This window comes from Amycolatopsis sp. NPDC051061 (assembly GCF_040682935.1).
Lineage (GTDB): Bacteria > Actinomycetota > Actinomycetes > Mycobacteriales > Pseudonocardiaceae > Amycolatopsis.
In genome coordinates this window covers 59,671-71,004 of record NZ_JBFBBZ010000022.1, presented here as the reverse complement: position 1 = coordinate 71,004, position 11,334 = coordinate 59,671, and the positions used below count along the sequence as shown (strand labels likewise).

Here is an 11,334-nt window from a genome sequence, read left to right as displayed (position 1 = left end):
CCTTCGGTGCGTCCCACGCACCGAAGGCGGCCTTCGGTGCGTTGAGCGCACCCAAGGCCGCCTTGGGGCGCGCGCGGGAAGTGACCTCCGAATGCGGTCAGCTCTCGTCGGTCTTCTTCGGCTCCTCGGCCGGTGCGTCCTCCGCGGGCTTCTCGGTCGAAGCCGGGGCCTCGGCGGCGGCCACCTTGACGTGCTCCGGCTCGCCGGCCACCGCGGGCTCGGCCACCGAGGAACCTTCGGAAGGAGATTCCGAAACCGGCGTCTCCTCCGGCCCAGGCGCATCCTTGCTCCGCAACGTCTCCGGCGCCTCCCGCGGCCCACGCTTCCCCGCGAGCACGAAGTACACCACCGCCGCCACGAACAGCAGGATCGACGTCCACACGTTCACCCGCAGGCCGAGAATGTGGTTGGCCGTGTCGGTCCGCATCATCTCGATCCAGCCGCGGCCGACCGTGTACCCCGCCACGTACAGCGCGAACGCGCGCCCGTGGCCGAGCTTGAAGCGCCGGTCCGCCCACACCACCAGGAGCGCGACCAGCAGGTTCCAGATCAGCTCGTACAGGAACGTCGGGTGGACCGGGCTCTCCGGCAGCGGGATGTGCCCCGTCGCGACGCCGTTCAGCAGGTTGTCCGGGTCCTCCGGGTTGAAGCGCTGGTAGACCTCCAGGCCCCACGGCAGGTCCGTGTGCGCGCCGTACAGCTCCTGGTTGAAGTAGTTGCCGATGCGGCCGATGGCCTGCGCGACGACGATGCCCGGGGCGATCGCGTCCGCCATCGCCGGCAGCGGGACGCCCTTGCGGCGGCACGCGATGAGCGCGCCCACCGCGCCGAGGGCGATGGCGCCCCAGATGCCGAGGCCGCCGTCCCAGATCGCGAACGCGTTCCAGGGGTTCTTGCCCTCGGTGAAGTACAGCTCGGGGTCGGTGATGACGTGGTACAACCGGCCGCCGACCAGGCCGAACGGCACGGCGAACACCGCCATGTCGATGATCGTGCCCTTGGTGCCGCCGCGGGCGGCCCACCGCCGCTCCCCCCACCAGATCGCCACGATGATGCCGGCGATGATGCACAGGGCGTACGCACGGACCGGGATCGGCCCCAGGTGCCAGACGCCCTGGTCGGGGCTCGGGATCGTCGCGAGGTAGGCGCTCATCACGCGGCCACCGTAGCGCTACTGTGCCGTTCGTTACCAACCCGGCCACAGTTACGGCCGACTGCTTGCCGGCAACGGTTACGTGTCGCTGCGTGGGCGGCCGGCTTCCCGCCGGGTCGGCACCGCGGCCGGAGCCTCCAAGGCGGCCAGGTACCCCGCCACCAGCGTGTGCGCCACCTGGACCACGGCCTGGTCGCGCGGGAGGAACCGTTCGTCGTGGAGGCTGGGGACGCCCGCGGTGTCGCCGAGGCCGACGAACAGCATCAGGCCCCGCGTCGCGCCGCCGCAGTAGTGGGCGAAGTCGTCCGCGCCGAACGAACGGAACTGGTCGTCGACGGCGAAGCCGGCGTGGCTCAGCCAGCGCCGCGCGCCCGTCGCCAGCGCCGGGTCGTTGGTCAGCACCGGCTCGCACGGGCTGATCTCCAGCTCGGCGGTGCAGCCGTGCGCCTTCGCTGTGCCGTGCACGATCTCCTCGAGCGCCTCCAGCGCGCGCTCGCGGTCCTTCGTCCGCATCAGGCGCAACGAGCCGAACGCGCTCGCGCTGTTCGGGACGACGTTGGCCGCCGCGCCGCCCTGGATCCGGCCGATCGAGCAGACCGCGCCGAAGACCGGGTCGATCCGCCGCGACGCGAGCTGCTGCAGGCTCACGACCAGCTGCGACAGCGCCAGGATCGGGTCGCGCAGCAGCTGCGGGTAGCCGGCGTGGCCACCCTGGCCCTGCATCGTCACCTCGAACTCGTCGGTCGACGCGTTCACCGGGCCGGACACCGCCGACACCACGCCGTGCGCGAGCCGCGGCTGGACGTGCGCGCCGATCACGGCGTCCACCCCGGCCTCGGCCAGCAAACCGGACTCGACGATGTCGAGCGCGCCGGGCGGCGACGTCTCCTCGCGCGGCTGCAGCAGCGCGAGGATCGGCCGCGGGACGCCGACGCGCACCGCCGCGCGGCCGACCGCGACCAGCGCGGCGAGGTGGACGTCGTGGCCGCACGCGTGCATCAGCTCGTTGCCCGACGCCCACGGGACGCCGGTGCCCTCCAGCACGGGGAGGGCGTCGAGCTCCGCCCGCAGCGCCACGACCGGGCCGTCCCCGCCCGGCAGTGGGATCGCGCGGCCGGTCTTGGCGACGCGGATCCCGTCGCCGGCCCCGAGCGCGCCGGCCACCAGCCGGGCGGTGTCCTCTTCGTCGCCGGAGCCGCGCGGGTCCGCGTGCACGGCGTGCCGGAGTTCGATCGCGGCCGGCAGCTCCTCGTCGATGGCCCGCGTCCAGCGGTCCCAAAGGTCGTTCACCCGTGCTCCAAGCGGTAGATCCTCTTCGCGTTCTCGTGTCCCACCAAAGCACACATCCGGACGGCGTCCACTTCGGACAGCGCGTCAGCGGCCAGCGCGACGCGCAGGAAGTCCGAAAGTCCCTGGCGGAACAGGGCCGTGCCCAGGTGGTACAGCTCGGCCAGGCCGAAGGCGTCGGTGGAGAAGAGGACCTTCCCGAACGGCGCGATCTCCAGCAGTTCGGCCAGGATCGCCGGCGCGCGGAAGCCCGCGTTGTGGGTGGCGAGGCCGACGTCGACGAAGACGTGCTCGAAGACTTGCGCGAGGTAGGCGGCGTTGCGGTGGAACGGGTAGTTGTGCAGCAGCAGGATCGGCACGCCGCGGTCGCGGGTGGCCCGCAGCAGCCCGGTGAGCCGCAGCGGGTCGCAGCGGTCCAGGTCGACGTCGGAGTCGCCGTACCCGACGTGGAACTGCACGGGCAGGCCCAGGTCGAGGCCGGTGAACACGAGGAACCGGTGCAGGACCTCGTCGGCGAGCCGAGTACCGCCCCCGGCGAGCCAGCGTCCGGCCGCGGCTTCGACCTCCGCGGGCGACGGCCGCTCCCCCGCCAGTTCGAGGCCGACGCGGTAGGCGGCGATCGACTTGAACCCGACGGCGGTCCCGGCGCGTTTCCCCAGCTCGTCGACGAACGCGGCGGCGAACCCCGAGGCCGTGGTCCCGCGGATGACCTGCTCGGCGACCTGTTCCAGCCGGACGACGTCGTGCGCGCGGGCGCCCGCCAGCTCGGCGAACTCGCGAGTCGTCGTCAGCGAGTCCGGCAGGAACCCGCCGTCCAGCAGGAAGTCCGTCGTGCCGGTGGCGCGCAGGAAGCGCCGCGCCACCTCCGCCGCGCCCAGCTCGGCGCGGCGTTCGAGGTAGGCGTCGGCGGGGGCGTGCTTCGGCAGGTCGAGCACGGGCGCGCAGCGTTCGCGCACGGCCAGCCCGATCAGCGAGTCGAACAGGCTCGTGCCGAGCGGCGACGTCGTGTCCGCCTCGGTCAGCATCGCCTCGAAGTCCGCGCGGGCCACACCGCCGGTGGCGACGCCGTGGCAGTGGTGGTCCACCAGCGGCAGGTCCGCGACGAACGGGAGCAGGTCGGTCATGCGCCTCCGTCCACGTCGGTGAGCCTCTCCCCCACCCTACGAGCGAAGCCGGGCGCGGACAGCACCAAGATCACCGCGAGCACGAGCACCGCGGCCGCCACCACGGGGAACCACCGCGCCGGGCCTTCGGTCGGGTACGGCACCACGTTGACGTAGACGGTGTACCCGAGCACGGCTAGCGCGCCGATCGGGAACACGAGGTGCCACGCCGGCACGCGCATCCGGCGCTTCACGAACAGCAGCAGGATCGCGCCGACCGTCGTGAGCAGGTAGATCACCAGCAGGATGAGCGTCCCGATCGACCCGCTCCACGCGAAGGTGTCCGATGCCGTCGCGCCGAAGAACAGCGCGCAGACCAGGATTATCAGCACCGCCGCTCCGGTCACCGCGCTGACCGCCGCGACCGGGGTACCGCGGCTGGACGTCCGGCCGATGCCGCGTCCGCCGAACGCGTCGCGGCCGAGGGCGAACAGCAGCCGCGAGCCGCCGACGACACAGGCCAGGCAGCAGCCGAACGCGCTGATCGCGGCGCCGACGCTGATGACGTCGCCGACCCACGCCCCCGCGTACCGGCTGCCGAGGTCGCCGAGCAGGGACGGCGAGTCGTGGAACGCCGTCGCGTCCGCGCCGAACGCCATCATCTCGACCGCGGTGACGACGACGAAGTAGACGCCGCCGAAGATCGCCGTGCCGAGGATCGCGCGCGGGATGTTGCGCTTCGGGTCGTGGGTCTCTTCACCGAGCGTCGCGGCGGCTTCGAACCCGGCGAAGGACAGGAAGCCGAACACCGCGCCGAGGAACACGCCGGACGACCCGGTTTCGGGAACGAAGACATCCATCGTGAACCGCGCGTCGCCAGGTGCGTTCCCGGCGAGCAGCCGGACCAGGATCACCACCGTGACCAGCAGGATCACCGCGATGGTCGCGCCTTCGACGGCGAGCAGCGTGCTCGTGCCGCGGCGCGCGGGCACCACGGACAGCAGCCAGGCGCCGATCAACGCGAGGGCCGTCAGCACGAACGGGCCCCACGACGGCGGGTCCGGCCAGATCCCGACCTGGGTGAGGAAAGCGGTCCCGAGCGTGCCCGCGGCCGAGCTCGTGACAACGGCGTAGAACGTGTACGTGCCGAGGAGCCCGATGCCGGAGACGACGCCGGCGCGCGGGCCGAGCGTCGCGCCGACGAACGCGTAGACCGAACCGGCGTGCTGGTAGTGCTGACAGAGCTTGACGAAGCCGTACGCGACCAGCAGGACGCCGACCGCCGAGAGCAGGAAGGCGAGCGGGACGGCGCGGCCGGCGGCGGCCGCGGTCTGCTGGGGGTTGATGTTGGCGGCCATGCTGGGGGCCATCAACGCCACCGACAGGCCGACGGCCTGCCAGACGGACAGAGAACGGCGCAGCGCTGGACGGGTTTCGACGGTGTCTGACACGATCTCCACCTCTTTCTCAAGGTACTCAGTGAACATCGACGGGAGCAGGATGAGCCAGCTCGATCGGGCAGAACTCGCACAGCAGGGCGCACTCCGGGCCGACGGCCTGCGCGCGGCCGGCGTCGAGCTGGTCGCGCTGACCTTCGTGGACAACAGCGGCATCGCGCGGGTCAAGGCCGTCCCGGTGGATCGGCTGTGGTCGGCGGCGGCGTGGGGCGTCGGCGCGTCGAACTCGTTCGACTTCTTCCTGGCCACCGACGACATCACCGACGGTTCCTACTCGCGCGGACCGGTCGGTGACCTGCGGCTGCACCCCGATCTCGACGCGCTCGTGCCGCTGGCCGCGCAACCCGGCTGGGCGTGGGCCCCGGCCCGGAGGTACGACCAGGAGGGCGAGCCGCACCCGCAGGACGGGCGGGCGCTGGCCGCGACCGCGACGGCCCGGCTCGCGTCGCTCGGCTACAACGTGCGCACCGCCTTCGAGATCGAGTGGGTGATCACGGCGGCGGACGCGCCGGACGACCCGCGCTCGGCCACGGCGGGCCCGGCCTACGGCTTCGCGCGGCTTTCCGCGCAGGCCGGCTACCTGCGCGCGCTGGTGTCCACTCTGTCCGCCCAGGGCGTGGCGGTGGAGCAGATCCACCCCGAGTACGCGGCCGGGCAGTTCGAGCTGTCGGTGGCCGCGGACGACCCGGTCCGCGCGGCGGACGTCGCGGTGCTGACGCGCGAGACGATCCGGATGGTCAGCTCCCAGCACGGACTGCGGGCGTCGTTCACCCCGAAGTTCTCGCCGGACGGCGTCGGCAACGGCGGCCACGTCCACCTGAGCCTCTGGGACGGCGACCGGAACCTGTGCTCCGGCGGCGACGGCCGGTTCGGCCTGACGCCGACGGCGGAGGCGTTCGGCGCCGGGATCTTCTCGCGGCTGCCGGCGCTGCTGGCGATCGGCGCGCCGTCGGTGGTCAGCTATCTGCGCCTGGAGCCGCACCACTGGGCCGGGGTGTTTTCGGTGTGGGGCCTGGAAAACCGCGAGGCGCCGCTGCGGCTGGTGCAGGGCCCGGCCGGGCAGCGCGACCGGGCGGCCAACTTCGAGGTCAAGTGCTTCGACCTCACCGCGAACCCGTACCTGGTGGTGGCGGCACTGCTGTTCGCGGGCCTGGCCGGGCTTTCCGCGTCGTCTTCCTTGCCGGAGCCGGTGGACGTCGACCCGGGCACGCTGCCCTCCGCGGTCCGCCTGCCGACGTCGTTGGCGGACGCGGTGGCGGCGTTCGAGGCCGATGCGGAGTTGACCTCGGCGTTCGGCGAGGAGCTGGCGACGACCTTGATGGACGTGCGCCGCGGGGAGATCTCGCGGCTCGGTTCCCTGCCGCCCGACGAGCTGTGCGCGCTCATGCGGTACCTACATTGAGGCGGCGACTTCGTCGCGCAGCTGCGGGAGCTTGGCGTAGAGGCGGTCGCCGGGGCATTCGGTGTTGTAGTAGTCGCGGTGGCCCTTGATCTCCTCGACGGAGATGCCGTACTGGCGGCAGATGTAGGCGCAGAAGGTCACGAGTGACGCCCACTGCGCTTCGGGCGGCTCGACGCTCGTGTAGGTGCCCTCGTTCTCGATGCCGATGGCGTTGGTGTTCTGGCCGGGGCATTGCGCGCCCTGGATCATGGTGGTGCGGCCGCGCAGGGCATCGAGGCTGCCGTGCCGCCCTTCGAGCCGGTACCCGCCGCGGCTGACGGTGAAGTGCTGGCCGGTGTCGGACCAGCCGTTGTTGTCCATGTGGTCGTGCTGGTCGTCGCGGGCGACCTGGAAGGCGTGGGCCAGGGAGTAGTCGGTGCTGTTGGCGTCGGCGATGTGGTGGATGAGGATGCGGTTCGCGGGGTGGTCGAGGGTGGTGAGGGCGTCGGCTGGTGGGCGGGCGCTCCATTCGGCGCAGCTGTAGATCCGGGGTCCGGTTTGTGCTCGGGCCGCCGCGGGGAGCAGGAGTCCGGTCACGCCCGCGGCGGCCAGACCCGCGGCGCCGCGGAGAAAGGTGCGCCGCGGGAGGTGTGCGAAGTCCATGGGACGGAGCTTGGTCCGGGCGCGTACAGCTTTCGTACAAACGCCTCTCAGAGGCGCAGGGTGGCCTCGAAGGGGCGGGTGAAGTGGAGTTCGCCGTTGTCGCTCTTGGCGATGGGTTCGTACCCGCCGCCTCGGAGCTCGAACAGCGTGGCCGCGGTCGGTTCGAGCGGCTCGATCAGGAGGTAGAACGGGATCAGCGCTTCGGCGTAGAGGGCGCGTTTGAGGATCCGGTCCTGCACCTTGGTCGACGGCGACACGATCTCGGTTGCCAGCAGGACTTCGCTCGCCGCGTAGGCGACGGTGTCGACTTCCGGGCAGGTCACGATCACCAGGTCCGGGATCATCAGCCGCCTTCCACCGAAGCGCACGTTGACCCCGGGGAGTACCTCGGTGCCGCCGGGAGCCACCGGCGCGAAGGCGAGTTGCAGCTTTTGCAGGATCCGCTGATGCGTCGAGGTCGGTGCCGGGCTCACGAGAAGAGCTCCGTCCACGAGCTCGATCCGCTGCAGTGAGGTCTGGTCCTCGGGCAGAGCGAGCACCTCGTCGACCGTCCAGCCCTCAGGTCGCGGCGGAATGCTGAACTCCGCCGGGGGCTCAGTCGGTGCTGCCATCGCGCTTCACCTCCATCCGGGCACGTCGGCGCAGGTCTGTTCCAGTGTGGCATGTCCGCTCGGTCCTCTCGTTGTGGATCATCACACGAGGAGTATGCGGACCACCACCGACAGTTCTGAGCCGGGTGATGGCGTCACGCGGAGGTGACAGCCAGCTCGCCCGCGCCGCGGAGGAAGGTGCGCCGGCGACGGGGGCTCTGCCGTGTCAGGGCCCCGGCAAAGTCGCGTTCGCCGAGCGGCACGTCATGAAAGGGTCGTTCACGACGCTGGACGACAGGAAAGAGTCGTTCATGACGTCGCCAACCCCCGCCCAACGTCGCGAATGACTCATTCGGGACCTCCGGCGCCCCCAATGACTCATTCGCGACACCCGACTCCGCGCGCGCCGTGACTTTGCCGGAGCCCTGCCACCAGACGACATGAATGAGTCGTTCGAGCGCCGGCTCAGCCCGCCGAGGCCAGCTCGCCCGCGCCGCTGTACAGCTGGATCTTGAACCGGATGTGCTCCTGGTGCTCCTGCAGCCGCTCGATCTGGGACGCCACCCGGGCCTCGTGGTCGCGCAGGACGTCGACCCGCTCTTCGCGCGTTGCCTCGCCCGAGCGCAGCAGCTCCACGAACCGCAGCATCTCCGCCACCGGCATGCCCGTGTAGCGCAGGCACCTCAACAACTGCAGGAACTCCACGTCCTGCTCGGTGAACGTGCGGCGGCCGCCGGCGGTGCGGCTGACGTGGTGAAGCAAACCGATGCGCTCGTAGTACCGCAGCGTGTCGATCGTGAAACCGGTCTTTTCGGTCACCTGGGCCGGGGTGTAGGACGTCACCGATCCAGAGTGGCACCTGGAGTGCACTCCAGGTCAAGCGGTGGCGACCGCCCGGCGCACGCCCTCGGCCAGCTCGGCGGACAGCGCGCGGACGCCGGAAGGGCCCTCGGCCGCCGCCGTGACCAGGGCCGAACCCACGATCACCGCGTCCGCGAACGCCGCCACCTGGGCCGCCTGCTCGCCCGATCGCACGCCCAGCCCCACGCCGATCGGCAGGGACGTGTGCGCTCGCGTGCGGCGGACCAGCTCCTCCGCACCCGCGCCCACCTGGTCGCGCGCGCCCGTCACGCCCATCACCGCGGTCGCGTAGATGAACCCCGAAGCCGCGGCCACCGTCTTGGCGATCCGCTCTTCCGACGACGACGGCGCCACCAGGAACGTCCGGTCCAGACCATGCGCCGAGGACGCTTCCATCCACGAACCGGCTTCGTCCGGGATCAGGTCCGGCGTGATCAAGCCGAGCCCGCCGGCCGAAGCGAGGTCGCGCGCGAAGCGGTCCACGCCGTAGCGGTTCACCGGGTTCCAGTACGTCATGACGACCGCGCGGCCACCCCGCGCCGACACCGACTCGACCACCTCGAACAGGTGCTTGAGGCGGAAGCCGTTGTCCAGCGCGGTCACGGACGCCGCCTGGATCGTCGGGCCGTCCATCACCGGGTCCGAGTACGGGACGCCGACCTCGATCAGGTCCGCGCCGCCGTCGACGCACGCCGCGATGAGGTCCTTGGACCCGGAAACCGTCGGGAAGCCTGCCGGGAGGTACCCGATCAGGGCGCCGCGGCCCTCCGCGCGCGTCGTGGCGAAGAGGTCGTCGAGCCCGCTCACTTGTCCACCAACCCGAACCACTTCGCCGCCGTGTCCATGTCCTTGTCGCCGCGGCCGGAGAGGTTGACCACGATCAGACCCTCCGGTCCGAGCTCGCGGCCCAGCACCAGGGCGCCGGCCAGCGCGTGCGCCGACTCGATCGCCGGGATGATGCCCTCGGTACGCGAGAGCAGCTTGAACGCGTCCATCGCCTCAGCGTCGGTGACCGGCCTGTACTCGGCGCGGCCGGTGTCCTTCAGCCACGCGTGCTCCGGGCCGACGCCCGGGTAGTCCAGCCCGGCCGAGATCGAGTGCGACTCGACCGTCTGGCCGTCCTCGTCCTGCAGCAGGTACGTCATCGCGCCGTGCAGGTTGCCCGGAGTGCCCTTCGTGAGCGTCGCGCCGTGGCGGTTGCCCTCGATGCCCTCGCCGCCCGGCTCCAGGCCGACCAGCCGCACCGACGGGTCGTCGTAGAAGCCGGAGAAGATGCCGATCGCGTTCGACCCGCCGCCGACGCACGCCGCGACGACGTCGGGCAGGCGACCGGCCTGCTCGAGGATCTGTTCGCGGGCCTCGGTGCCGATGACGTGGTGGAAGTTGCGGACCATGGCCGGGAACGGCGCCGGACCGGCGGCCGTGCCGAACAGGTAGTGCGTGGTGTCGGAATTGGTGACCCAGTCGCGCAGCGCCTCGTTGATCGCGTCCTTCAACGTCCGCGAACCGGTCTTGACCGGGATGACCTCGGCGCCGAGCAGCTTCATGCGGGCCACGTTCAGCGCCTGGCGCTCGGTGTCGACCTCGCCCATGTAGACGACGCAGTCGAGGTCGAGCAGCGCGCACGCGGTGGCCGTCGCGACGCCGTGCTGGCCCGCGCCGGTCTCGGCGATGACGCGCTTCTTGCCCATCCGCTTGGTGAGCAATGCCTGGCCCAGCACGTTGTTGATCTTGTGAGAGCCGGTGTGGTTGAGGTCCTCGCGCTTGAGGAACACCCGGGCGCCGCCGGCGTGCTCGCCGAAGCGCTTGGCCTCGGTGAGCAGCGACGGACGGCCCGCGTAGTCCTTCAGCAGGCGGTTGAACTCGTTCAGGAACTCCGGGTCGTGCCGGGCCTTGTCGTACTCGGTGGCGACCTCGTCGACGACGCCGATCAGCGCCTCCGGCATGAACCGGCCGCCGTACGGGCCGTAGTAGCCGCGCTCGTCGGGGTCGTGCTCGGGGTTGTTCTTCTCGGTCACCGAGACGGCCTCGGGCAGGCAGGGTGCGAGCCGGCGGTGACCAGCTTGATCAGGGAGCCCTTCGGGTCGCCGGAGGCGACGAGCCCCTCACCGACCAGCACGGCGTCGGCGCCGTGGCCGGCGTAGGACATCAGGTCGCCCGGCCCGCGAACCCCGGACTCGGCGACCTTGTAGACGTCCATCGGCAGGCCGGGGGCCAGCCGCGAGAAGACGTCGCGATCCACCTCGAGGGTGTGCAGGTTGCGCGCGTTGACGCCGATGACCTTGGCGCCCGCCTCGAGGGCCTTGTCGGCCTCCTCGGCGTTGTGGATCTCCACCAGCGCGGTCATCCCGAGCGACTCGACGCGGTCGAGCAGCGAAACGAGCGCGTTCTGCTCCAGCGCGGCGACGATCAGCAGCACCATGTCGGCGCCGTGCAGGCGGGCCTCGTGCACCTGGTAGGGGCTGACGACGAAGTCCTTGCGCAGGATCGGGGTGTCCACCGCGGCGCGGACCGCGTCGAGGTCGGCCAGCGAGCCGCCGAAGCGGCGCTGCTCGGTGAGCACGCTGATCACGCGCGCGCCGCCGTCTTCGTAGTCCTTCGCCAGCGCGGCGGGGTCGGGGATGTCGGCCAGGTCGCCCTTCGAGGGGCTGCGCCGCTTCACCTCGGCGATCACGCCGATGCCGGACTCGCGCAGCGCGGACATCACGTCACGGGGCGCCGGGGCGGCCGCCGCGCGGATCTTCAGCTCGTCGAACGGCAGCACGGCCTCGCGTGCCGCGAGGTCCTCGCGCACGCCGGCGACGATGTCTTCGAGCACGGTCACCGGACGCCCCCGCCC

At 71.5% G+C, this 11,334-nt stretch carries 11 protein-coding genes; 1 reads left to right on the top strand and 10 read right to left on the bottom strand.

From position 1 onward, the window contains the following. Positions 1–97 precede the first annotated feature (97 nt). The 4 genes from lgt to AB0N03_RS27825 all read right to left on the bottom strand — a co-directional run bounded on the left by lgt (position 98) and on the right by AB0N03_RS27825 (position 4,994). Positions 98–1,153 (bottom strand): prolipoprotein diacylglyceryl transferase, encoded by a 1,056-nt coding sequence (gene lgt / locus AB0N03_RS27840; protein WP_364377501.1) that lies wholly within the window; start codon positions 1,151–1,153, stop codon positions 98–100. Positions 1,154–1,231: 78 nt separating this feature from the next. After that, positions 1,232–2,443, bottom strand: coding sequence for an amidohydrolase (locus AB0N03_RS27835; RefSeq protein ID WP_364377499.1), 1,212 nt, complete (start codon positions 2,441–2,443; stop codon positions 1,232–1,234). Beyond that, the gene (locus AB0N03_RS27830) at positions 2,440–3,564 is read right to left on the bottom strand and encodes an amidohydrolase family protein (RefSeq protein ID WP_364377497.1); all 1,125 of its coding nucleotides are present in this window, start codon (positions 3,562–3,564) and stop codon (positions 2,440–2,442) included. The genes AB0N03_RS27835 and AB0N03_RS27830 overlap by 4 nt, the downstream gene beginning before the upstream one ends. After that, entirely contained in the window at positions 3,561–4,994 is a 1,434-nt protein-coding gene (locus AB0N03_RS27825) for an APC family permease (RefSeq protein WP_364377496.1), read from the bottom strand. Before AB0N03_RS27825 ends, AB0N03_RS27830 begins: the two co-directional genes overlap by 4 nt. A gap of 49 nt (positions 4,995–5,043) precedes the next feature. Between AB0N03_RS27825 and AB0N03_RS27820 the strand changes: the two genes are divergently transcribed. After that, a complete protein-coding gene (locus AB0N03_RS27820) occupies positions 5,044–6,402 on the top strand; it encodes a glutamine synthetase family protein (RefSeq protein WP_364377494.1) in 1,359 nt (452 codons plus the stop codon). Here the strand turns inward: AB0N03_RS27820 and AB0N03_RS27815 are convergent. The 6 genes from AB0N03_RS27815 to trpC all read right to left on the bottom strand — a co-directional run bounded on the left by AB0N03_RS27815 (position 6,394) and on the right by trpC (position 11,319). After that, positions 6,394–7,044, bottom strand: a complete 651-nt coding sequence (locus AB0N03_RS27815) for a peptidoglycan recognition family protein (RefSeq protein WP_364377492.1) — start codon at positions 7,042–7,044, stop codon at positions 6,394–6,396. The genes AB0N03_RS27820 and AB0N03_RS27815 overlap by 9 nt on opposite strands. Before the next feature lie 47 nt (positions 7,045–7,091). Continuing rightward, positions 7,092–7,655: a Uma2 family endonuclease gene (locus AB0N03_RS27810; protein ID WP_364377491.1), complete on the bottom strand. Its 564-nt coding sequence runs from the start codon at positions 7,653–7,655 to the stop codon at positions 7,092–7,094. 444 nt (positions 7,656–8,099) lie between these two features. Further along, the gene (locus AB0N03_RS27805; protein ID WP_364377489.1) at positions 8,100–8,477 is read right to left on the bottom strand and encodes a MerR family transcriptional regulator; all 378 of its coding nucleotides are present in this window, start codon (positions 8,475–8,477) and stop codon (positions 8,100–8,102) included. Positions 8,478–8,510: 33 nt separating this feature from the next. Beyond that, a complete protein-coding gene (gene trpA / locus AB0N03_RS27800; RefSeq protein WP_364377487.1) occupies positions 8,511–9,302 on the bottom strand; it encodes a tryptophan synthase subunit alpha in 792 nt (263 codons plus the stop codon). Further along, entirely contained in the window at positions 9,299–10,513 is a 1,215-nt protein-coding gene (trpB, locus tag AB0N03_RS27795; RefSeq protein ID WP_364377485.1) for a tryptophan synthase subunit beta, read from the bottom strand. The genes trpA and trpB overlap by 4 nt, the downstream gene beginning before the upstream one ends. Further along, the gene (gene trpC, locus AB0N03_RS27790; protein ID WP_364377483.1) at positions 10,510–11,319 is read right to left on the bottom strand and encodes an indole-3-glycerol phosphate synthase TrpC; all 810 of its coding nucleotides are present in this window, start codon (positions 11,317–11,319) and stop codon (positions 10,510–10,512) included. The genes trpB and trpC overlap by 4 nt, the downstream gene beginning before the upstream one ends. Between the last annotated feature and the right edge of the window lie 15 nt (positions 11,320–11,334).